Source organism: Bacillus sp. TH17, from assembly GCF_016651125.1.
In the GTDB taxonomy this organism is placed as follows: domain Bacteria; phylum Bacillota; class Bacilli; order Bacillales; family Bacillaceae_G; genus Bacillus_A; species Bacillus_A mycoides.
The window spans coordinates 1700106-1722010 of record NZ_JAEKEN010000001.1; the positions used below are offsets into that span (position 1 = coordinate 1700106).

Sequence of the window (21905 nt, forward strand, 5' to 3'; positions counted from 1 at the left end):
ACATAAGTATTTACACTCATGTCCTGCACTTGATTTATGCTCTCGTAATGGCACGTGGAAATAAAATATTATTTTCTAAATGAATATGCTCAAATAAATCAGACTCTAGCGCTTCAAGACGTTGATAAACAAGTCGATAAGTGCCGCAAGCTCCTTCTGGAGGAGTAAAGTCATTTGTCACTTTACGAAGTTCTTTTATAATATTTCCGGCATGATTGTGCTCATTTTCTAGTTCATCTACTACTTTACGTAACTTAGCATAGTTTTCATCAGTTGGATTGTGTTCAAATTCTAAAATTAATGGAAAATCTTCTGTTTCTTCTTTAATTAAATGCTGTTCTAATTCCATTTTAAGTTCATGAAACAGCTTATGAATTTGAGCTAAATGAGGCTGATTTGCTCCATGAACGCGTAATACTTTCGTCACATATGGACTTAACTGCGGTAACTCTTCATTTAAATAACGATGATGCTTATTAATTACATAATCAATCAATTCGCGATAAGAAGCATTTTTCCAATCAATTTCAGATTCATTTAATCGTTTCGTATTATGATAAAGCGTATTTAACTCTGTAATTACTTCAGAAGCTGATAAATTTCTTTCATGAATTGCATCAATAAGTGGCTTATTACCACCACAACAAAAATCTATTCTATACGATTTAAAAAGATCACTAGCTTTCGGAAATTGTGTAACAATCTCACCTACAATTGAAGTTTCAGTAAATGTATGTTTCATATGAATGCCTCCATAAAGTTTAAATGTAATATCTAAATTAAGAATAGCGATAAATGAAAAACAATGTGGTGATTGAAATCACTTATTATGTGTCTGATTTGAGAATAATAGGAGTGATATTTAATAGAGGAAATAATAGAATTGATGACGAAGAATTTTTTGAGCAGGAAATTATCCATAGGGCATTATTAAGGTATAGATAAGTTACAAATTTATTTTCTATCAATCTAAGATGCTTTTGGGTAGGAAGTATATCTTTTATCCCGCGTTAACGGACAGTAAAACTCCCACCTCAAAATTCAGTTGGAGCAAAGGAGTTAGGTGAGAGATCAACTGTCCGTAAACGTCCGATTGGTTCAACTAATAATCCGTGGAGGATGAACAAAACCCCCACGGATTAAAGTTTCACTTTATAGGAGGTTTTTATGGAATATGTTTATCATATGGTACCAGAAGAACTAAAAGGAGAATATTTAATCCCATTAAATGAATTGAAAAGGGTATATCCAATTTTATATGGTGAGTATATACAAAAATATAAAGATCATACTCAAAGGGAGAACTTATTAACACGTAAAATACCAAAACTAGAATGTTTATGGAATGATGTTGTGCATTTTTTACCACTGCACCCTTATGAGATTTATAAAGTATTGTTGGAAATAGGAATAAACATTAATACAAATAAACTGTTTTATAAAATTCCTATTAGCGCACTGAATGGTCAGTGTATGGCAATATACAAGTACTCAAAGCATAATTTTGGGATGGACCAAATAGAGAATTAAAAGAATGTGAAATAGAACTCATCAACTTTAATGAATATAGAGAATTAAAGCAATTAAATACCTGCACAAAAGAATATTACAGAGATGAATACGAAAAGGGTAGAAGATTTGGGATGTTTCACCTAATTTCACATGTTCTTGTCAAAGGGAAAGTGGAGGTGAAACATATTGAAATCATTAATTGGAGTATTGACCCAGTTAATGATTAATTGTTACAAGTATAAAAAAATAAGATGCCAATTTGAATTGATATAGGGCTTACAAGAATGGAAGAGTAATAAGATTCTATACGTAATAGTAAAAAGAAGCTTACTAGAAGCTTCTTTTTCATTGCTATTTTTCACATGCGACTCCATCGCCATCTTTGTCTAGTTTACGGCTATACCCTGGTTGATCTTTATATAACGGAGCTTTCCCAGCAGCTCTAACTGCATCACAGTTTTTGTAATATGCATTACTAGTATTTCCGGAAGCAGGTTGTGTTTGAGGTTGCTGTGCCTTTTTCTGTTCCTCTTGTTGTTTACGAGCTTGTTCATCAGCTTGGCGTTTTTGCTCTTCTTGTTGCTTACGAGCTTGTTCATCAGCTTGGCGTTTTTGCTCTTCTTGTTGTTTACGAGCTTGTTCATCAGCTTGGCGTTTTTGCTCTTCTTGTTGTTTACGAGCTTGTTCATCAGCTAGACGTTTTTGCTCTTCTTGTTGTTTGCGAGCTTGTTCATCAGCTAGACGTTTTTCATCCTCTTGCTTACGAGCTTGCTCTTCGGCTTGGTGTTTTTCATCCTCTTGCTTACGAGCTTGTTCATCGGCTAGACGCTTCTCATCTTCTTGCTTTTGAGTTTTCTCGTCCGCTTCTTTCTTTTTATCATCTTTTTTCTCTGCATTATTAGAAGCGACTTGTTTATTTGTTGCTGTCGTCTTTTCAGAAGAAGGAGCTGAAATACTTGATAATGCAACAAAAATGACAAATAAAATAGCAGTGATAATAAATTGTTTTTTTGCTACACCTGTCTTTTTAATTACGGATAAGATTGCTAGAACAAGGAAAAAAATAAATAAAATTAAACTTAAAGTAGCAAAAAAATCGATGAATGGGTGTTCAGATTTTGTAGTGCCCATTCCTATTAAGAGAATTGAAATCATAAAAAGAATAACAGTAGGACGACCATATTGTTTTGCTTTTCCATTTTTCTTAAAGAATGAAATGATACATAGTATTAAAAGAATAAAAGCAATAAAAAATAAAGCTGCACCAATATTACTCAAAATCGCCATTTTTATACCTCCATTTGTAAGATTTTCACTATTGATTATATAGGAACTTATTGGATATTACACGATTTATATAAATTTAGAAAATTAGTATTTTTAATAGACTTATAAACATTTATTTTATATATAAGGAAAAATAGATATATTCCTTATTACATTTTTAAAGAGAATTCATAAAGTATAATATATCGATTGAAAGGAGGGGGTTTAAATGGAATTTCAATTATTGGTAACTTGTATATTACAAGAAGGTAATGCTTTCTTTTTAGTAACGAAAGTAGACGATGTTATTACGTTAAAAGTACCGATTACTGCGGGAGTAGCAGGTTTATTCTTAGCTTTAGGTGTACCAAGATGTTCTTAATTTAAATTTCTAGAGTAGAAGAGAAGGGATATTCCTTTCTCTTCTACTCTTACATAATATGATTATGTAAACTGAAATGTTGTTTTGTAATAGCACGTTTAAAATGGACATGCATATACTATAATGTTTCATTGGATGTTAGTGATGAAAGGTAGTTTTCACACGTGCATGTAATGATGTTCATTAAGTTATGAAATTAAAGAGGTGCTATTATATATGAAAAGAAGAACATTTGATATTCCAGTTACATTGCGAAGAGAGTGGTTTTTAATAGAATTAGCCCATTTAACGAAAAAATATGGAATTGAAATTGCAACTAGCAAAATGGAAGCTGCACCGTTTTTAAGAGATCAAGTTACGGAATCCAAAATAGGATCAGGGCTCCAATACGATAAATATGATGATGAGTATATCATTGATTTATAAGAAAGAAGCTGCGTATAAAAGGTTATGAAATAGACCTTTTATACGCAGCTTTTTAGCTAGAAATATGTTGAGAAATTTTTAATGAGCTTAGTAGGAAAAGGAATGAATACATGTTGAGAGAATAACGTTTCATAAGAAAGGACAGTTACTATTTATTTCACCTGCAAAAATAACTAGAGTAAAAATAGTGCTTCCTTTCAAAAAAGGGGGAATGTTAATGAGGATTTTGAAAAGGTGTATGTTATTACTTCTCGCATTTTTTATTATGACTCCGATGGCTGTTAGTACGAAGGTAGAGGCGGAGGAAGTAAAAGAAATTAAAACGGGATTTCCAGATAAAGAAGTATTTACACCTGGAGAATGGTTTTTAGGTCAAAAACCTGCTAATTACGATGAGAATAAGCCTCCAATTCTTTTTGTACAAGGAAGGAACGGGAATGCTGATAGTTGGTATGGAAATACAGTGTATCACGATATCAATGATATGTATGACTATGCTTTAAAAGCAGGATATCAAACAGTATTTATCCAATTATATGATGCTGCTGGGAAAGGGTCAGCTAGTCAGTGGGACAACGGAAAATTGTTAGCACAAAAATTAGAAGAAATATATAATCACTTCGGTAAAAAAGTTAATATTGTAGCACATAGTAAAGGCGGTATCGATACACAGGCTGCATTAGTAGGATATGGCGCAAATCGATTTGTCGGAAATGTTGTAACGCTTGCGACGCCACACCATGGATCAAACTTAGCGGATTTATCATATAGTTGGTGGGCAGGATGGCTGGCTTCTATATTAGGTCAAAAAGATGATGGTACGTACTCATTACAAATGGGCGAAATGGCAAAATTTCGTTCAACGATTGATAATAATCCAGCAGCTAAATTAAACCGTTACTATACGGCTACTGGGACTAGCTGGGGACCAGTATTTTCTGCGCTATCTATGGGCGGGTTCTATTTGTCATCATACGGTTCAAATGATGGACTAGTAAATGAGTGGAGTGCTAAGTTACCGTATGGAACGCATTTATTTACAGATTCCAGATTTGATCATGATAATATACGAAAAGGATCTGCTGTTTTCTCTCGAATTGAACCATATTTACGTACAGCAAATGTAGCCGTACCAGCTTTAGTAGCATCCAGCACTAGTTCAAATGAAAATATAGAACAATTAAATACAACTTCAAATCAAAACATATTAGGAGGAGATTTGCCACAAAATCAGTGGATAGAGCAAACTGTTACGGTTGATAAAAAAGCTGAAGGAATAGTTTCTATCTTAACAGCGTCTTCTGATGTAGAAGTACAAATGATGTCTCCAAATGGAAAAATGTATACAAATAAGGATAGCGTTATTACTACTGGTGAAGGTGAATCTTTCTTTGGTGGTGCGACAATTAGAACATTTAAATTTGATAAAATGGATGTAGGAGAATGGAAAGTTAAAATGATGGCGAAGCAGTCGAAAGATGCATTTTTGATTGTAAGCGATTACAAGAGTGGTGCACCATTTGTTCTCCAAATGCCTACAAAAGTTAAAGTGAATAAATCTGAGTATAAACTGAAAAAATCACCTGTGGCACCTGAAATGAAAGGGGATCTTTCTATAACAGTAAGAGTAGTTAATAAAGAAGGGAAACTAGTCTCTGAATACAATGAATTACAAAAGGGTAATAACAACACGTTTACTGGTGCTTTGAAGGACATAAAGCAACCAGGAGTATATAACGTTACGATGGATATAAAAGGGACGAATAAAGAAGGACAACCGTATAATCGTACAATTGTTAAGTCGGTTTATGTGGAGAAGTAAGAAAGAATGAGAAGTTTTTAATATAAAAAGTACCGAACTTTTGTAGTAGAAGAGTTCGGTACTTTTTTCATGTTTATTAGATTAACAGAAACGTACAATGGAATTTATCTTTGATTATAGGAATCAAAGATAAATTATTCAATAAAAAAAGATGCTGAAATAGCATCTGAATGTGAGGGAATAGTATTAACTTAGTTTTGTAACTGTTAATTCAACTGAATTTATACCATTATCACAAGTTACAATACTTTGATGATTAAAACCACTATTATTTCTAAGTTGAAGAGTTGAATTAGCAGGCACCGTAACAATAGTTTCGCCAACTAGTTGAAGGCATTCGTTATTTGATGAAGTATTCATTTGAAAAGCGAAATCACCTTGACTATTAGCAAGTGGATTATTATTTAAAAATATAGTTATGACTGGAATATGGGGAAATACAGGATTTAACGTAGTGTTAATACTTGAAATGAAAGAAATTCTATAATCACCAGCTTTACTAAATTGTATAGTAGTCGGATTTAATAAGGAAACTCCCCCTGCCAAAGGGCCAACGTGATTAAACGGAAAAGAACCGCCAAAAGGAACAGTTATAAACTCAGTTTGCCAAAAAGTGCCGTAAGCAGGCTTAGATGATTTATGTGAATGGTCGCATGAACATTTTTTATACGAACTGGAAGATTGATGGCACGAACATTTTTTATATGAACTAGAAGAAGAGTGGCATGAAGATCTTTTATATGAACTTGAAGAATGATAGTATGAACCCAATATATTACCTCCTATTATTAATAAATGTATAACACATAGTAGTTTATGCAATCGAAAAGCAATTGGCGTGTATACTTGTCCATATATAAGGTAATAGATTTGGGATAAAAAGCTGGCATAATATAAAGTGCTCTAATGAGGAGATATAGTTTTCAAAAAAATGGAGTTAGAATATTCTATGTAATGAATTTTGGAGAAGAAAAAGGATGAATATTTAGCAGATAACTCTATCCAAGGTTTTAAAATGTTGAAGTATTTAAACTTTAAGATAGTATATCGCCAAAGTAAAGAAGAGAAGTATTTAAAGGACAGCATTTTAGTGAAACAGAGAAATGGATAAAGCGATGATTAAGTTTTTAACTTAGTCGTCGCTTTTTATTTATGTAGTTGTGCAGGAAGAAGGCAAAAAATATCGAATGAATGTAATTATACAGAATTGTTTGTATTTATTTCGAATAGTAGTTAAAGATACGTTAGTTATATTTCAAACAGTAAGAAAAGAGAGATTAAATAATAGAGGGAGCAACTTACATGGAAAATATATTAAAGGTATCCTCAAAATCAAGTCCGAATTCAGTGGCAGGTGCAATAGCGGGCGTACTAAGAGCAAGTGGCAAAGTAGAAATCCAAGTGATTGGAGCTGGTTCTTTAAATCAAGCGATTAAAGCAATTGCGATTGCAAGAGGTTTTGTAGCTCCAAGTGGCATTGACTTGGTTCTTGTTCCAGCATTTCAAGAGGTTACTATCGATAATCAAGAAAGAACAGCAATCAAATTAATTGTAGGTCCTAGAAGGAGAAGGTCTTAATAGCGAGCATTAATATAAGGGGATTTGAAAAGGTCAATAGACTCCAAAAAGTTAGACACGTTATTTCATTTGACAGTTCCTTGGGCGTGGATACAGTATTGTACCGGATTTATGACTTTTAATTCCTCTTTATATTTAGCGGGTTTTTCTAGAAACTTAAAAATGCCAAATCCTTTGTGACATAAGGGATTTGGCATTTTTGAGGTTTTTATGTTTTTTTAAATCAACAATTCTAAAACTGCTCATTCTTCTCCCAAGATTCAACGATATAGTATGAGAACCCCTATTATATCAAGGTTTGTTAGTGGTGATTTAACTCGATGCTCACATTTTGCTCACATTAAATTTGTTCATTTTTTATCAGGTGTTTTCATTAGATTTTATTATGCTCTCGAAGTTTTCAGCTGTTTGTTGCTGCATGTTCTGTGTGATGTGACTATACTTGTCTAATGTTACCTCATTTCTTATGATTCTAGTACTTGCTGGTTCTTTTGCAACAAGTGCTTTTGCTGATAGAACACTTATTATTCCTGATTTACCAAAACAACCATACCGTTATGGCGTAGGAGCGTATGAAGGTGTTGTAGCTCATTCAACGGCAACTCCTGAAGCTCCGGCTATTAATATTCAAAAATATGAGTCTCGTACATGGAGAAACGCATTCGTTCATTATGCAGTAGATTGGAATGAAACAATCCAAATTGCTGATACGAAATACATTGCTTATGGCGGAGGACCAAGTGCAAATAAACGGTTTGTACATGTGGAGCTTTGCGAAACAGCAGATTATGATAAATTCAAACGCAGCTATGATAAATACGTGAAGTTACTGGCTAAAATCCTACGTGACCGTGGATTATCTGTAGAAAAAGGATTATGGACTCACTACGATGTAACAAAGTACCTTGGCGGTACAGACCACGAAGAACCACTTGATTACTTACGTAGCCACGGCGTATCAGAAGCGCAATTCCGTGCTGATGTACAACGTGCATATAATAATTCTAGTGTAGAAGTTTCTGTTCTGGAAAAACCTTCTAAACCAGCAGAAGTGCCAACGGCTGTAACTGATGGTGTAGCTTATATTGAAGGTGAAAACGTTAATTTACGCAAAGGACCAGATACAAGCTACTCTAAGATTCGCCAGTTAAATAAGCCAGAATCCTATGTTGTATGGGCTGAAAAAGACGGTTGGTTAAATCTTGGCGGTGAGCAATGGATTAAAAACAATCCATCTTACGTGAAGTTTAGTAAGAAAAGTACAGTGGATTCTTCTATTGTAGGAAAACGTGTTGTTTCTAAAGTGGACAACTTACGTTTCTATGATTCTGCTTCTTGGCAGGATAAAGATGTTACTGGCTCTGTAGATTCAGGATTAGGATTTACGATTGATGCGAAAGTAACTGTTAATGGTTCACCGCAATATAAAGTACACAACAGCAAAGGAAAAACATACTATGTAACTGCAAATGAAGCCTACGTGTATGTGAAGTGAGGTGAAAAAGGTTCTCTTAACTGAGAACCTTTTTATTTATCTCCAACGCCATTCTATTTCATTTGAATCAAAATAGACAGCGGGTATTCCAATTCCCTCTAATTGATCATTTTTAGATACAAACCAATTGTTTTCATCCAATAGAATTGGATTTACATCATCTAAAGATGGATTATTTTCATCTACCATTTTGTTAAGAAACTCTTTGAAATCAGAAATATTATTAGTGAAGTTAATATCCCCATACATCCAAAAACCATCACCATTTGCATTTGAAATATCACCTAAATGTATGTCTTTAAAGTATAGTTTCATAGCGAATATCCCTCTCATTTCTTAATATTAAAGTACTTACTAGGAATTTCCCCTCTTATAAGGTATTCAGTATCCCTTATCCAGCTAAAAGTCCTATTGATAGTCCTGCAATAATTAATTTTTTCAAAGATTGTTCCTCCTAGTTGATATTAATAGCTTTATCATTATATCAAACATTGGAGATGTTGGGATTATTTCACATCGAGAAATTCATCAACTTTAAATTTCATAAACTCTATTACGATCCCATAAACTCGTTATCAAAATAGAACTTGTCCATTAAGTTATTTACAATTCCGTTGAAATAAGAAAATGTTCAACAATAGGAATGGTAATCCCCATTTATCAAGGTGATTGTAATACAAAATTTATTGCAGAAATGTATGTTAAATGAATTGTTATTAAGGTAAAAACCGGTCTAATAAAGTCTAGTTAAAAGGATATTATTTGCTCACATTTTGCTCACAAATAATATAAAAACACATGAAAAAATATGAAACTCTTTTTTTTGAATAGAATATAATATAACAAAAAAAGCATCGCAAATGCTTGTATAACAGGCATTTGTGACACTTTTCTAGTTTTATATAATATAAAATGAACCACCTTAAAACTGCTCATTCTTCTCCCAAGATTCAACAATATAATGAGCAATCGTTGGGTTGAATCCTTTACCAACTAAGAACATAATCGCAGCAACTTCTGTTAAAGCATGTTTGTGTGATGTATGTTTCGCTTCATTCAAGCCGTAATCTACCCAAGGTTTTACGAAATCAAGTACAGGTTTCTTTAAAGGTAAAAATTGTGTACCGACAACTTGTTGGATTTGTTGTTGCGTTGGTTCTGTAATAGGTCCAGGTGGTAAAATTTGTGGTTGTGTAATATCTAAAATCGGCCCAGGTGGTAAAATTTGTGGTTGCGTCGGATCAATTGTTGGTGGTTTAGGTGGTGAGACACGTGCGTCATAGTTTGGTTGATACATTTGTTGTTGGTATGGATTTTGTTGATATTGTGGTTGCGTCTCGTATGGATTACCTTGAAATTGAGGTTCTTGGCTAGGTTGTGCTACGTATGGATTTTGAGGATATTCATAATTTGGACGTGTGTCATAAGGGTTTTGAGGATATTCAGTTTCTTGATTTTGCGGTGTTGCGTATGGATTTTGTTCGTATTGTGGCTCTTGATGTTGTGTCTCTTGCTCCTCATATTGTTCAGCATATCTTTGTTCCTGATGTTGAGGATAAAGAGGTTGTTGTGGGTAAGGTGGTTGGTTATTATAGAACATTTTTATTCCTCCTTCATAATGATGCCTACCACCTAGTGTATGGGCGGACAAGAAAATATGTGATGAAAAAATGCGGGCATGTTACAATAAGTAACTGGGTGAAGATAAAATGATAAAACAAGAAAAAATACAAAAAACAATAACTTTCGTAAAGCATATTTTAGAAAAAGATGCGAGTGGGCATGATTGGTATCATATTGAACGCGTACATAAATTGGCGATTTCTTTATCCGAGCAAGAAGGGGGAAATCGTTTTATAATTGAAATGGCAGCATTACTTCACGATGTAGCAGATGAGAAGTTAAATGAGAGTGAAGAAGCAGGAATGAAAAAAGTTTCTGATTGGTTAGAAGAGTTACGTGTTGAAGAAGATGAAAGTAAGCATGTTCTTCATATCATCGCCAATATGTCTTATAAGGGCGGTCATGGTGGCACAGTTGAGTCACTTGAAGGTAGAATTGTTCAAGATGCGGATCGTTTAGATGCTCTTGGTGCAATTGGAATAGCTCGAACGTTTGCATACGGAGGAGCGAAAGGGAGATTAATGTATGATCCAACTATCCCTCCTCGAGAAGTGATGACGAAAGATGAATATAGAAAAAATAATGATCCATCTTTAAATCATTTTTATGAAAAGCTTTTAAAACTAAAAGATTTAATGAACACGAACGCAGCAAAACAAGAGGCTGAAGTTCGTCATCGTTATATGGAACAGTTTATTGAACAATTTATGAAAGAGTGGAATGCACAAATATGAAAATGTTAACTGTGGAGAACTTATCGAAATCATACGGAGAAAAACCGTTATTTGATGGATTATCATGTAGTATTACAGAAGGACAACGTGTCGGAATTATCGGTGTAAACGGTACTGGTAAATCAACGTTATTAAAAATTATTGCAGGATTAGAAACTCCTGATACAGGTGATATGACGCATTCACGCGGATATACAATTAGTTATTTATCACAGCAACCAGAGTTTGATGAAAAACTAACAGTATTAGAGCAAGTGTTCCATGGTGATACACCTTTAATTCGTCTTCTTCGTGATTATGAACAATCGTTATTAAATATCGAAAAAGATCCAAGTAATGAAAAAGTACAGGAACAATTATTTGCAGTGCAGCAACGTATGGATGCGATGAGTGCATGGGAAGCAAATGCGAATGCAAAATCGTTATTAACGAAATTAGGAATTACTGATTTTACAGCAACTGTTGGAAACCTATCTGGTGGACAAAAAAAGCGTATTGCAATGGCGCAATGTTTTATTGAAACACCTGATTTATTAATTTTGGATGAGCCTACGAACCATCTTGACCATGAGACAGTTGAATGGTTAGAAGAATATTTAGCAAGATATACAGGTGCGGTATTACTTGTAACCCATGATCGTTATTTCTTAGATCGTGTGACAAACCGTATTTTTGAATTAGATAACGGTAAACTGTATAGCTACGAAGGAAACTACAGTACATTTTTAGAAGCGAAAGCACTTCGTGAAGAGCAAGAATCGGCACAAGAATCAAAACGCCAAAATTTATATCGTCGTGAACTTGCTTGGATTCGCCGTGGTGCAAAAGCCCGTTCTACGAAACAAAAGGCGCGTATTCAGCGTTTTGATGAGCTAAAGGGACAAGAAGGACCAGCAGCGAAGCAATCAGTTGATATTGCACTAAGTGGAAGTCGTTTAGGAAAGAAAGTACTTGAATTAAAAGATGTAACGAAAAAATTTGGTGATAAAACAGTATTACATAACTTTAATCATATTGTGAAGCCTGGTGATCGTATCGGAATCATCGGAGCAAATGGAAGCGGAAAATCATCACTATTAAATATGCTTGCAGGAAAATTCTCTCCTGATAGTGGTGAAATTGAAGTAGGACAAACTGTAAAAGTTGCCTATTATACGCAAGAAAATGAAGAGATGAATTTAAACCAGCGTATGATTGAATACATTAAAGAAATTGCGGAAGTTATTCATACGACAGACGGAAAAGTAATTGGCGCATCTCAAATGTTAGAACGTTTCTTATTCCTACCGCATTCACATGGAACAACGCTTGGTAAACTATCTGGTGGCGAAAGAAGACGGTTATATTTATTGCGTATTTTAATGGGAGAACCAAACGTACTATTACTTGATGAGCCTACGAATGATTTAGACACACAAACATTAACAGTGCTAGAAGATTATTTAGAAGATTTCCCAGGTGTCGTTTTAACTGTATCGCATGACCGTTACTTCTTAGATAAAGTAGTAGATGAATTGTTCATCTTTACTGGCGAAGGCGAAGTGCGTGAATTCCTAGGTAGTTATACAGAGTATTTAGAAATGGAAAAAACGAGAGAACTCATTGAGAAAGCAGAAGTTCAAAAGGAGAAAAAAGTAGTAGAAGAGGCTCCGAAACAACAACGTAAACGTAAACTTTCTTACAATGAGCAGCGTGAATGGGAAACAATTGAAGATACAATTGCACAACTAGAAGAGAAACTTGAATCAATTGGAGAAGAACTTACGAATGTTGGATCTGATTTCACAAAGGCCCAAGAATTATCTGAAGCAGGGCAGAAGATAGAAGAAGAGCTAGAAAAAACGATGGAACGATGGAGTGAACTATCCGACATCGTTGAAGGATTAAAATAAAAACAAGCTGCATATATTGAAAAGTAAAGAGAAAAACTTTACACTATTGGTAGAACCTATTTTAGGAGGGAAAAAATGAGAACATCTAATCCAATGTTGAAAAAAGAGGCATTCCGTAAAGAGGGAGCAAATACTTCTGCGATGACTATTGGCGGAACAGTAGGCAAAACGTTTATTATGCTTATCTTGCTGCTTGCAACGTCTGTCTATTCATACATACAGATGACGCAAGGTACGATGAAAATGCCAGTATTAATTGGTGCTTTAGTTATTGCGGCAATCGTTGCATTTGCATCTATCTTCTTCCCGCGCATATCACCAATTGGTGCACCGATTTATGCGGCAGTAGAAGGGGTAGTGTTAGGAAGTATTTCAGCAGTTTATGCAATGAAATTTCAGGATTCTATCGTTTTAAACGCTGTATTACTAACAATCTCAATTCTATTTGCGATGTTAGTTTTATATGCAACACGCGTAGTGAAGGTAACTGATAAATTCCGCACAGGTGTTATGGCAGCAACAATGGGAATTATGGTTATGTATTTAATCGTATTCTTATTAAACATGTTCGGTGTTTCTGTTCCATATATTCACCAAGGTGGAACAATTGGTATGATCATTAGTGCAGTTATTATTGTAGTTGCTGCATTAAATTTATTACTAGATTTCGATTTAATCGAAAATGGTGCACGTAGCCAAGCTCCAAAATATATGGAGTGGTACAGTGCAATGGGTCTAATGATGACGCTAGTATGGTTATACTTAGAAATTCTTCGTTTCGTTTCTTACTTTACGAAAAATGACTAATAAAAAATCCTGCATGAAATGTGCAGGTTTTTTTATTTTTAAAGATAAATTGAAAATATGGATGTTGGCGACTTAAATTGAAGGGGGATGGAATATGATGAAAGAGAAAAAAGGGATTATGAAAAAACTATTTTCTAAAAGTTTTTTCATAGAACTAGATGACGCTTTAACATATCCATCAGCAGAAGTTATTCGTTCAGCTATTGAAAGCTATGCGGCTAAATGTAATGAACAATTAAAAATTGAGAGTAAAGTTAAACCGATTACTTTCTACTTAGAAAATGTAATGTACCGCGCTGAAATAAAGATGGCCCGCGGAGGATATTACATATCTTGCAGTGAAGTATAATATTTTTGGAAACCTTACATGTTTAAACTATGTAGGGTTTCTTTTTTTGATTTGTAAGATATAAAGTAATAATTTTTGCTTACAAACATATCATTTTGCGCTTTTTACCCTTCCAACATTTTTCTTTACAATGAAGAAAAATATGTGAGGTGGTATAACTTATGATGAATCGAGTTGTATTAATCGGTAGATTGACAAAGGAGCCAGAATTATACTACACAAAACAAGGTGTCGCTTATGCACGAATATGTGTTGCGGTGAATAGAGGTTTTCGAAATAGTTTAGGTGAGCAACAAGTAGATTTTATTAATTGTGTGATATGGAGAAGGTCGGCTGAAAATGTAACAGAATATTGTACGAAGGGCTCACTTGTTGGGATTACAGGGCGTATTCATACGAGTAATTACGATGATGAACAAGGAAAGAGAGTATATAGAACTGAAGTTCTGATTGAGAGCATTACATTTCTGGAGAGAAGGAGGGAGGGGGCATCGCAATAAGATGTAAAGAGTATTAAAAGTTAAGAGGGCTTTGTAGCATAGCCCTCTATTATTTTTGATTGATACCTTCCCAAACAACATCTAACTGTTGATTGAGTATATTTTTCGCATTTGTTTCATTAGAATTTAATAGGGATTGGGACATGAGTGTATAAAAATAAGTACTCATAATAGTAGAAGTGATAATATTTATATCCCATTGACTGTTTAATTTTCCTGTTTCTTTCGCTGTTGTAATAATTGAAGACAAACTTTCTTGTAGCTGTTGTATACTTTTTAATTCATTTTCTACTAAGTAGTTAGATTTAATAATTTCAAAAACAGCATGCTTCATTAATTCTCCATGTCCAGTAAAGCGATCTAGTAAGTCTCCTAAAACAAGTTTGATTCGTTCTTTTGGATGTTCCACATTTTCATACGTTTTTAAACTTTCATTCCATAGTTCAATTTGAGAATCACCTAAAAATAATAATATGTTTTCTTTTTTCGGAAAGTAGTTGAAGAAAGTTCCTTTTGCAATCCCGCATGCAGTAGTAATATCTTGAACCGTTACATTTTCGTATCCACGTTCTTGGAAGAGCTGTACTGCTTTTAGGAATATAAGTTCTTTTAATTCTTTTTTCTCGTTTCTCTAAGCATATAATCTACTCCTAATACAAACAATTATATCTGTTTATTAGAGTATCTCAAATGAAATCTTATTTCATGCCTCCTAATTTTACTGTTTAATACAATTGAAAGAAGGATAGAGAGAATTCCGTTCATACTTTTCGTTGGAGTTTGTCATAAATGAAAACTGTATAGTTCATGTGCTTGCCTATTAGAAATCCATTTCGGAATATGTTTCATTGCTTGGTTTCTTAGTATAGTTAAAGGTTTACTTTCTATTTGTGCCATTTTTCCAACTTTCCACGCAGTGTTTGAGATTTTTTCAATTCTTTCTCGTCTTTTTTGTTCGTATTCTATAAATGCTTGGCGATAGTGGGCATTATTTTTGATGCATTCAGCAAGAATAATAGAATCTTCAATTGCCTGACAAGCTCCTTGGCCTAAATTAGGTGTAAGTGCATGGGCAGCATCCCCAATAAAGACGATGCGTTTGTCAAAAAACTGTTTCATTGGAATAATGTCTACAATATCACGATGAATCATATCAATGTCAGAGGCGTTATTTAAAATAGATGGGATGGGGTTATGGTAAGTTTTGAAATGATTATACAAATCTGCTGTTGTATAATCCTTGTATTTGGGATCTCTAGCTTTAGCATTTATGAGCGCATACCAATATACTTCGTTGTTTGGAAGAGGAACGATACCAAATCTACCGCTTGTTCCCCAAGTTTCAATAAAATCGTTTGTTAAAGATAGACTATGAGCTGGAGTTACGCCGCGCCAACACGTATAACCGGCATAACGATAACCGTCACTTTGTGTTACTTGTTTTCGAACGACAGAATGAATACCATCTGCAGCAATGAGTATATTGCCGAGTGCTTCACTACCATCTTGAAATAATATTTTTAAGGCGTTTTCTTCATTTTGTTCTATTTTTACGCACTCTTTTCCCCATTCGACAGTACCTTCTTGTAGTTCGGAAAGTAGCAATTGATGTAAATCTTTTCTATGAATGGAGTACATTTTTGGATAACAAGCTGGAATGGTCAATTTACTAAATATAGTTCCTTTTTCGGATACAAGGTTAAAACCGTCACTTTCGTTGCCAAATTTTTTTATTTGCTCAGAAATTCCGTATGGTTCAAGTGCTTGCATCGCATTTGGGGCAATGATAATACCTGCACCAGCAACAGTAGTTTCAATATTTTTGTCATATACTTTTACATCTAATCCTATTTTTTGTAAGGAAATTGCTACACAAAGACCAGCAATACCACCACCTATAACCATGACATTATTCATTTGTTATCCCTCCACAATTAAGTGACTTAACTCATAAAATGACCACGGTCATTTTATGAGTTAAGATTAATACCTTTTTTTGTTATTGTCAATTAGACTTTTAACTATAGTTCCGGAACGATTAGGTGAAAATAGAAATAATTGAAATTCTAGAAATGTAGAAGAGGAATTAGTAAAATTAAGCATCCGAGTAGGAGTATAGAGGGATAACATGTTACAATACAGCTAAGAACACGCAATAAAGGAGAGTTTTTTACGTGAAGATTAAAGCAATTGAACCGACGCCAAGTCCAAATACAATGAAAGTTATTTTGAATGAAGTATTACCATCAGGAGCGCGTAATAATTATACAAATGAAAATAAAGAACAAGCACCAGTGCAAGTGCAAGAAATTTTGAAGATTGAAGGCATTAAAGGTGTGTATCATGTTGCAGACTTTTTAGCAGTGGAGCGAAATGCGAAGTATGACTGGAAAGTTTTATTACAACAAGTTCGTGCTGTTTTCGGTGAAGAAATAGTGGAAGAAAGCGAAGAACAACAACTTTCTCATTTTGGAGAAGTGAAAGTGTTTGTTCAAATGTTCTTTACAATTCCGATGCAAGTGAAGTTAACAGATGGAACCTCAGAAGAGCGTGTTGGTTTACCTGATCGTTTTAAAGAATCAATTATGAAAGTGCAAATGTCTGCACCTAACGTTGTGAAAGAGCGTAAGTGGGTAGAGCAAAGTACACGTTACGGTAATTTTGAAGAAATCGGGAAAGAAGTAGTAGAAGAAATTATTGCTGCTTATTCAGAAGAACGTGTAAATGAAACGGTTAAAGAATTATTAGATCAAGCAGGTGCTGTTGAAGTAACGATTCAAAAGCGTGAGCCATATAAAGTAACAGAAGAGATGATGAAAGATTCTGACTGGAAAAACCGTTTTGCGGCTTTAGAACAAATGGATCCAACGGAAGAAGATATGATGGTATTGAAAATGGCATTAGATGATGAGAAAGTATCTATCCGCCGTTTAGCAACAGCTTATTTAGGTATGGTAAAAGGTGAAGGAGTATTGCCGTTATTATATAAAGCGTTATTAGATCGTTCAGTAAGCGTTCGTCGTACAGCAGGAGATTGCTTATCAGACGTAGGTGATCCAGCAGCGATGTTCGTTATGATTAAATCTTTGAAAGATTCAAGTAAATTAGTACGCTGGCGTGCAGCAATGTTCTTATTTGAACTTGGTGATGAAAGTGCAATTCCGGCACTAAAAGCAGCAGAAGATGATCCGGAGTTTGAAGTGGCGATGCAAGCACGTTTAGCTTTAGAACGTATTGAAGGCGGCGAAGAAGCAAAAGGATCAGTATGGAAGCAAATGACGGAGTCTCGTAAAGGGGAATAGTTTATGATTGTTTTCTATGATAGTTGGTGCCCGATGTGTACGGCGGTTGCAGAACGTACGAAAAGATTAGATAAAAAGGGTAAGATGAAATTTGTTTCATTTCGAGATGAAGATGTAGTTGAGAAGTATGAACTTTCTCAAGAATTACAAAGTAAGATGGAACAAAGATTGTATATTTTAAAAAATAATAAGTGGTATGACGGAATTCATAGCATTAACGTATTAGCAAAGGCCGTTCCATCTTATTGGTTTGCAGTACCTTTTATAAAACTATCTATCGTACTTGGATTTGGAAGTAAAGTATACGATTATATTGCCAACAATAGAAAACTTGTCCCAGTTGGACACTGTCGTGAAGGGGTTTGTGAAATCCCTACAAAAAAATGAAATCATCGTTATCTTTCTTTTGCACCTATTAATAGAGCGTGATATGATAAATTTGGAATGAAAGTTGAAGGAGAGATACAAGATGTCAAATGCATATGAAGAATACATGCGTCAAATGGTAATTCCAATGCGCCAAGAGTTAGTGCGTTCTGGATTTGAAGAGTTAACTACAGAAGAAGCTGTAACAGAATTTATGGAGAATGCATCAGGTACAACTTTAGTAGTTGTAAACTCTGTTTGTGGTTGTGCAGCTGGTTTAGCACGTCCATCAGCAGGTCAAGCGGTTGTACGTGCTGAAAAACAACCTGATCATCTTGTAACTGTATTTGCAGGTCAAGATAAAGATGCTACTGTAAAAATGCGTGAATACTTCGGAGAAATTCCTCCATCTTCACCATCTATGGCATTACTAAAAGGAAAAGAAGTTGTTCACTTCATTCACCGTCATGAAATTGAAGGCGCAACAATGGACGAAATTATTACAAACTTAGAACAAGCTTTCGAAAAGAATTGCTAAAGTAGGGGGAGAGTGAATCTCCCTCTTTTCTTTATATAGAGGTGAAAAAATGATAGTAACAACAGCAGGAAGAACAAATAAAGAAATGAAAGATTATGCAAACAAGGTAGCAGCAGAATTAAATCTTTCTTTCGTTAAACGTAATGACATACCAGTACATAAACTGCATGAGCAGTATGAACAAGATGTACTTGTCGTAGGGAAAAATCGATTAGCCATTTATCCAAAAGGTACGGAAGAGTCGTTTTTCTTTCATCCAAACTCAGCGATGTTTCGTGTGAAAAGGTTAATGCGCGGAGAGCACGATCCGTTTGTACAAGCTGCTAAATTAGAGAGCGGAATGACAGTATTAGATTGTACGCTCGGTATGGCATCAGATAGTATTGTAGCTAGTTATATTGTTGGTGAAAGCGGAAAAGTAACGGGACTTGAAGGCAATGAATATATGGCTTATATTATGGGAAATGGTTTAAAAACATGGTCTTCATCTGTTTCTGAAATTGATGAGGCAATGCAACGAATCGATGTGAAGCAAACGGAGCATTACTCATTTTTAAAACAATGTGAAGATAATAGTTATGATGTCGTTTACCTTGATCCAATGTTCGAAGAAACTGTCATAGAATCAGATGGAATTAAAGGATTAAAACACTTCGCTTTGTATCATGATATTACTGACGAAACAATTGCGGAAGCGAAGCGTGTGGCGAGAAAGCGTGTCGTTCTGAAAGATCATTTCCGTAGTTCTAGATTTGAAAAACATAATTTTCACGTATACAAAAGAAAAAGTGCTAAGTTTCACTTTGGTGTAATTGACCCTTGCTAATTGTTTGAAAAGATGTATAATAAGCAATAATTAATTAAATATACTGTCTGTGATGAAGAGAGTAGTCTTTTTCAGAAGGAAAGCGAGCTAGGGATGGTGTGAGCCTAGTGCAGAAGAAAAAGATGAAGCGCACTTCGGAGATGCTTCTTGAACGAATAGTAGAGTAAGCCGAGGCCCCCTGTCCTCGTTATAAACGGGAAAGTGGTTCGAAATGAACAACAAGGGTGGTACCACGGGTTAAAACTCGTCTCTTTTTTAGAGACGAGTTTTTTGTGTTTTAAAAAATAAGGAGGTTATAGTATGAATTATAAAACGCAGTTTGCGAAAAGTTTATCGAATATTTTTACGAATGAATTAACACAAAATCAAATTTTAGATTTAATCGAAACACCAAAACAAGATGAATTCGGAGATGCAGCGTTCCCATGCTTTTCACTAGCGAAGCAATATAAAAAATCACCAGCTATTATATCGAAGGAATTGGCGGAGAAATTAAATGATCCGTTCTTTACGAAAGTAGAGGCTGTTGGTCCTTATGTAAATGTATTTTTTAATCGTGAAACAGTAAGTGATGAAGTATTAAAAATAATTTTAGCGGAGAAAGAAGAGTACGGTCAAAATCACTTTGGATGTGAAAAAACGGTAGTTATCGATTATTCCTCTCCTAATATCGCGAAACCTTTTTCAATGGGGCATTTACGTTCTACAATGATTGGTAATTCGCTGAAACATATCGCCGAAAAATGTGGGTATGAAGTTGTCGGAATCAATTATATTGGCGATTGGGGCACGCAGTTTGGAAAGTTAATTACCGCATATAAAAAATGGGGAAATGAAGAGTTAGTTAAAGAGGATCCGATACGTGAGTTATTTAAGTTATATGTTCAGTTTCATGAAGAAGCAAAAGAGAACAAAGAACTAGAAGAAGAAGGACGATCATGGTTTAAAAAACTAGAAGAAGGAAATGAAGAAGCAGTCGAACTTTGGAATTGGTTCCGTTATGAGTCTTTAAAAGAATTTTCTCGTATTTATGAACTTCTCGGTGTGGAATTTACAAACTTTCAAGGAGAAGCTTTCTATAACGATAAAATGGAAGACTTTATTGGGATTTTAGAAGAGCACGATTTACTTGAAGAATCAGAAGGCGCATTAGTCGTTAATTTAGAAAAAGAAGGTATGCCGCCATGCTTAATTAGAAAATCAGATGGTGCAACTATTTACGCAACACGTGATTTAACGGCGGCTTTATATCGCCAAAACACATATGGATTTGATAAAGCACTTTATGTAGTTGGACCAGAACAAAGTTTACATTTTAATCAATTTTTCACTGTATTAAAAAAGCTAGGCTATACTTGGGTTGATGGAATGGAACATGTACCGTTCGGGTTCATATTAAAAGATGGTAAGAAAATGTCGACACGTAAGGGCAGAATTATTTTATTAGAAGAAGTGTTAGAAGAAGCTGTTGCGCTTGCGGAACAAAATATTGAAGAGAAAAATCCGAATTTAAAACAAAAAGAAGACGTGGCAAAACAAGTCGGTGTTGGAGCGGTTATCTTCCACGATTTAAAAAATGAGCGTATGCATAATATCGAATTCTCATTAGAAAATATGTTGAAATTTGAAGGAGAAACAGGACCATATGTACAGTACACACATGCGCGTGCTTGTTCAATTTTAAGAAAAGAAAGTGTAGAATTTGAAACTTGTACGTTTGCATTAAAAGATGATTATAGCTGGAGTGTCGTAAAATTACTTAATAAATTCCCGCAAGTAATTGAAGCGGCCTTCAACAAAAATGAGCCATCTACTATTTCAAAATACGTATTAGATGTAGCACAAGCGTTCAATAAATATTATGGAAATGTTCGTATATTAGAAGAGAACGAAGAGAAAGAGAGTAGACTCGCATTAGCTTACGCTGTGACGGTTGTATTAAAAGAGGGATTACGTTTACTTGGGGTAGGGGCACCTGAGGAGATGTAAATATGAAAAGAATTATTATGAACTTAGTAATAAACTGACAAACCGGGTCTAGTATGAACCTGGTTTGATTTTTTATTGGATATATAATTTTTTTGCAAAATCAATTAAAATCTATTTAGAGAGGGTGATTCATATTGATTCGAACTTTTATTTTACAAATTCCTTGTCATAGAAGATCGGAAAGAAGTTTCCTTAAACTACAAAAATACATACCTTTATGTGCGCGTTGTACAGGCATGCTTATCGGTATTTTAATGTTTCCAATTTATTTTTATATGACACCTTCGTTTCTACTTGCAATAATACTATCATTTTCCGCTCAAATTCCGTTACTTATTGATGGATTCACCCAAAAATGGAAATGGAGAAGCAGCACAAATTTACTAAGAGTAACGACCGGTTTATTAAGCGGTAATGGTATGGGGCTATTTATTGCCTCTAGCATTATATGGATAACATCTAAAAGCATATATTAATGGAAGGAGAACTTTACATGTT

Annotated in this window: 22 protein-coding genes, 2 pseudogenes and 1 other annotated feature; of the genes and pseudogenes, 17 read left to right on the forward strand and 7 right to left on the reverse strand. The window is 34.5% G+C overall.

Annotated features, from left to right (window positions below):
* Window positions 1-34 precede the first annotated feature (34 nt).
* Entirely contained in the window at window positions 35-742 is a 708-nt protein-coding gene (ric, locus tag JFT95_RS08665; protein ID WP_098168008.1) for an iron-sulfur cluster repair di-iron protein, read from the reverse strand.
* 425 nt (window positions 743-1167) lie between these two features.
* On the opposite strand from ric, the pseudogene JFT95_RS08670 reads away from it, so the two are divergent.
* Window positions 1168-1739, forward strand: a pseudogene (locus tag JFT95_RS08670) (group-specific protein).
* Window positions 1740-1863: 124 nt separating this feature from the next.
* On the opposite strand, the gene JFT95_RS08675 reads toward JFT95_RS08670, so the two are convergent.
* Window positions 1864-2799 carry an excalibur calcium-binding domain-containing protein gene (locus JFT95_RS08675; protein ID WP_201051989.1) on the reverse strand — a complete coding sequence of 312 codons (936 nt, stop codon included), beginning with the start codon at window positions 2797-2799 and terminating at the stop codon, window positions 1864-1866.
* A gap of 208 nt (window positions 2800-3007) precedes the next feature.
* Between JFT95_RS08675 and exsG the strand changes: the two genes are divergently transcribed.
* The 3 genes from exsG to JFT95_RS08690 all read left to right on the forward strand — a co-directional run bounded on the left by exsG (window position 3008) and on the right by JFT95_RS08690 (window position 5408).
* Window positions 3008-3160, forward strand: coding sequence for an exosporium protein ExsG (gene exsG / locus JFT95_RS08680; protein WP_000395678.1), 153 nt, complete (start codon window positions 3008-3010; stop codon window positions 3158-3160).
* A 216-nt stretch (window positions 3161-3376) separates the two neighbouring features.
* On the forward strand, window positions 3377-3586 hold the full coding sequence (locus JFT95_RS08685; protein ID WP_046959276.1) for a hypothetical protein: 210 nt from the start codon (window positions 3377-3379) through the stop codon (window positions 3584-3586).
* A 238-nt stretch (window positions 3587-3824) separates the two neighbouring features.
* The gene (locus tag JFT95_RS08690; RefSeq protein WP_374101545.1) at window positions 3825-5408 is read left to right on the forward strand and encodes a lipase family alpha/beta hydrolase; all 1584 of its coding nucleotides are present in this window, start codon (window positions 3825-3827) and stop codon (window positions 5406-5408) included.
* Between the two features lie 186 nt (window positions 5409-5594).
* On the opposite strand, the gene JFT95_RS08695 is transcribed toward JFT95_RS08690, so the two are convergent.
* A complete protein-coding gene (locus JFT95_RS08695) occupies window positions 5595-6179 on the reverse strand; it encodes a hypothetical protein (protein WP_002127124.1) in 585 nt (194 codons plus the stop codon).
* Window positions 6180-6710: 531 nt separating this feature from the next.
* Between JFT95_RS08695 and JFT95_RS08700 the strand changes: the two genes are divergently transcribed.
* Window positions 6711-6986 carry a stage V sporulation protein S gene (locus JFT95_RS08700; RefSeq protein WP_002035358.1) on the forward strand — a complete coding sequence of 92 codons (276 nt, stop codon included), beginning with the start codon at window positions 6711-6713 and terminating at the stop codon, window positions 6984-6986.
* Window positions 6987-7452: 466 nt separating this feature from the next.
* Window positions 7453-8481, forward strand: a complete 1029-nt coding sequence (locus JFT95_RS08710) for an N-acetylmuramoyl-L-alanine amidase (RefSeq protein WP_201053609.1) — start codon at window positions 7453-7455, stop codon at window positions 8479-8481.
* A gap of 36 nt (window positions 8482-8517) precedes the next feature.
* On the opposite strand, the gene JFT95_RS08715 is transcribed toward JFT95_RS08710, so the two are convergent.
* Together JFT95_RS08715 and JFT95_RS08720 are read right to left on the reverse strand one after the other, a co-directional pair.
* Complete coding sequence (locus tag JFT95_RS08715; protein ID WP_016126853.1) at window positions 8518-8796, reverse strand: hypothetical protein; 279 nt, start codon at window positions 8794-8796, stop codon at window positions 8518-8520.
* A gap of 607 nt (window positions 8797-9403) precedes the next feature.
* Window positions 9404-10081, reverse strand: a complete 678-nt coding sequence (locus JFT95_RS08720; protein WP_002012555.1) for a hypothetical protein — start codon at window positions 10079-10081, stop codon at window positions 9404-9406.
* A 109-nt stretch (window positions 10082-10190) separates the two neighbouring features.
* Here JFT95_RS08720 and JFT95_RS08725 point away from each other — a divergent pair, with 109 nt between their 5' ends.
* The 5 genes from JFT95_RS08725 (at window position 10191) to JFT95_RS08745 (ending at window position 14386) form a co-directional block, all read left to right on the forward strand.
* Window positions 10191-10838: an HD domain-containing protein gene (locus JFT95_RS08725; protein WP_002012557.1), complete on the forward strand. Its 648-nt coding sequence runs from the start codon at window positions 10191-10193 to the stop codon at window positions 10836-10838.
* Window positions 10835-12730, forward strand: coding sequence for an ABC-F family ATP-binding cassette domain-containing protein (locus JFT95_RS08730; protein ID WP_002127139.1), 1896 nt, complete (start codon window positions 10835-10837; stop codon window positions 12728-12730). Before JFT95_RS08725 ends, JFT95_RS08730 begins: the two co-directional genes overlap by 4 nt.
* Before the next feature lie 75 nt (window positions 12731-12805).
* Window positions 12806-13537 carry a Bax inhibitor-1/YccA family protein gene (locus JFT95_RS08735; RefSeq protein ID WP_002127140.1) on the forward strand — a complete coding sequence of 244 codons (732 nt, stop codon included), beginning with the start codon at window positions 12806-12808 and terminating at the stop codon, window positions 13535-13537.
* Between the two features lie 94 nt (window positions 13538-13631).
* Window positions 13632-13886 carry a DUF4318 domain-containing protein gene (locus JFT95_RS08740; RefSeq protein ID WP_002012563.1) on the forward strand — a complete coding sequence of 85 codons (255 nt, stop codon included), beginning with the start codon at window positions 13632-13634 and terminating at the stop codon, window positions 13884-13886.
* A 161-nt stretch (window positions 13887-14047) separates the two neighbouring features.
* Window positions 14048-14386, forward strand: a complete 339-nt coding sequence (locus JFT95_RS08745; protein ID WP_012260818.1) for a single-stranded DNA-binding protein — start codon at window positions 14048-14050, stop codon at window positions 14384-14386.
* A gap of 49 nt (window positions 14387-14435) precedes the next feature.
* On the opposite strand, the pseudogene JFT95_RS08750 reads toward JFT95_RS08745, so the two are convergent.
* Both JFT95_RS08750 and JFT95_RS08755 read right to left on the reverse strand, forming a co-directional pair.
* Window positions 14436-15025 (reverse strand): annotated as a pseudogene (locus JFT95_RS08750) (TetR/AcrR family transcriptional regulator).
* 144 nt (window positions 15026-15169) lie between these two features.
* Window positions 15170-16303, reverse strand: a complete 1134-nt coding sequence (locus tag JFT95_RS08755) for an FAD-dependent oxidoreductase (protein ID WP_201051991.1) — start codon at window positions 16301-16303, stop codon at window positions 15170-15172.
* A gap of 257 nt (window positions 16304-16560) precedes the next feature.
* Between JFT95_RS08755 and JFT95_RS08760 the strand changes: the two genes are divergently transcribed.
* The 6 genes from JFT95_RS08760 (at window position 16561) to JFT95_RS08785 (ending at window position 21883) form a co-directional block, all read left to right on the forward strand.
* Window positions 16561-17688: a conserved virulence factor C family protein gene (locus JFT95_RS08760; RefSeq protein WP_002012566.1), complete on the forward strand. Its 1128-nt coding sequence runs from the start codon at window positions 16561-16563 to the stop codon at window positions 17686-17688.
* Window positions 17689-17691: 3 nt separating this feature from the next.
* A complete protein-coding gene (locus JFT95_RS08765) occupies window positions 17692-18075 on the forward strand; it encodes a thiol-disulfide oxidoreductase DCC family protein (protein WP_002085930.1) in 384 nt (127 codons plus the stop codon).
* Between the two features lie 82 nt (window positions 18076-18157).
* Window positions 18158-18592, forward strand: coding sequence for a BrxA/BrxB family bacilliredoxin (locus JFT95_RS08770; protein WP_002012568.1), 435 nt, complete (start codon window positions 18158-18160; stop codon window positions 18590-18592).
* Window positions 18593-18641: 49 nt separating this feature from the next.
* Complete coding sequence (locus JFT95_RS08775) at window positions 18642-19418, forward strand: class I SAM-dependent methyltransferase (protein WP_002127165.1); 777 nt, start codon at window positions 18642-18644, stop codon at window positions 19416-19418.
* Window positions 19419-19458: 40 nt separating this feature from the next.
* Window positions 19459-19673, forward strand: a binding site (T-box leader).
* A 45-nt stretch (window positions 19674-19718) separates the two neighbouring features.
* Window positions 19719-21407: an arginine--tRNA ligase gene (gene argS, locus JFT95_RS08780; protein ID WP_078178563.1), complete on the forward strand. Its 1689-nt coding sequence runs from the start codon at window positions 19719-19721 to the stop codon at window positions 21405-21407.
* A gap of 134 nt (window positions 21408-21541) precedes the next feature.
* Window positions 21542-21883 carry a DUF2085 domain-containing protein gene (locus tag JFT95_RS08785; RefSeq protein WP_002127167.1) on the forward strand — a complete coding sequence of 114 codons (342 nt, stop codon included), beginning with the start codon at window positions 21542-21544 and terminating at the stop codon, window positions 21881-21883.
* Window positions 21884-21905 lie beyond the last annotated feature (22 nt).

Bases quoted from the DNA above. Each gene is read 5' to 3' on its own strand.
- ric (WP_098168008.1), bottom strand. From the start codon at position 742: ATGAAACATACATTTACTGAAACTTCAATTGTAGGTGAGATTGTTACA.
- JFT95_RS08675 (WP_201051989.1), bottom strand. From the start codon at position 2,799: ATGGCGATTTTGAGTAATATTGGTGCAGCTTTATTTTTTATTGCTTTT.
- exsG (WP_000395678.1), top strand. From the start codon at position 3,008: ATGGAATTTCAATTATTGGTAACTTGTATATTACAAGAAGGTAATGCT.
- JFT95_RS08685 (WP_046959276.1), top strand. From the start codon at position 3,377: ATGAAAAGAAGAACATTTGATATTCCAGTTACATTGCGAAGAGAGTGG.
- JFT95_RS08690 (WP_374101545.1), top strand. From the start codon at position 3,825: ATGTTATTACTTCTCGCATTTTTTATTATGACTCCGATGGCTGTTAGT.
- JFT95_RS08700 (WP_002035358.1), top strand. From the start codon at position 6,711: ATGGAAAATATATTAAAGGTATCCTCAAAATCAAGTCCGAATTCAGTG.
- JFT95_RS08710 (WP_201053609.1), top strand. From the start codon at position 7,453: ATGATTCTAGTACTTGCTGGTTCTTTTGCAACAAGTGCTTTTGCTGAT.
- JFT95_RS08715 (WP_016126853.1), bottom strand. From the start codon at position 8,796: ATGAAACTATACTTTAAAGACATACATTTAGGTGATATTTCAAATGCA.
- JFT95_RS08720 (WP_002012555.1), bottom strand. From the start codon at position 10,081: ATGTTCTATAATAACCAACCACCTTACCCACAACAACCTCTTTATCCT.
- JFT95_RS08725 (WP_002012557.1), top strand. From the start codon at position 10,191: ATGATAAAACAAGAAAAAATACAAAAAACAATAACTTTCGTAAAGCAT.
- JFT95_RS08730 (WP_002127139.1), top strand. From the start codon at position 10,835: ATGAAAATGTTAACTGTGGAGAACTTATCGAAATCATACGGAGAAAAA.
- JFT95_RS08735 (WP_002127140.1), top strand. From the start codon at position 12,806: ATGAGAACATCTAATCCAATGTTGAAAAAAGAGGCATTCCGTAAAGAG.
- JFT95_RS08740 (WP_002012563.1), top strand. From the start codon at position 13,632: ATGATGAAAGAGAAAAAAGGGATTATGAAAAAACTATTTTCTAAAAGT.
- JFT95_RS08745 (WP_012260818.1), top strand. From the start codon at position 14,048: ATGATGAATCGAGTTGTATTAATCGGTAGATTGACAAAGGAGCCAGAA.
- JFT95_RS08755 (WP_201051991.1), bottom strand. From the start codon at position 16,303: ATGAATAATGTCATGGTTATAGGTGGTGGTATTGCTGGTCTTTGTGTA.
- JFT95_RS08765 (WP_002085930.1), top strand. From the start codon at position 17,692: ATGATTGTTTTCTATGATAGTTGGTGCCCGATGTGTACGGCGGTTGCA.
- JFT95_RS08770 (WP_002012568.1), top strand. From the start codon at position 18,158: ATGTCAAATGCATATGAAGAATACATGCGTCAAATGGTAATTCCAATG.
- JFT95_RS08775 (WP_002127165.1), top strand. From the start codon at position 18,642: ATGATAGTAACAACAGCAGGAAGAACAAATAAAGAAATGAAAGATTAT.
- argS (WP_078178563.1), top strand. From the start codon at position 19,719: ATGAATTATAAAACGCAGTTTGCGAAAAGTTTATCGAATATTTTTACG.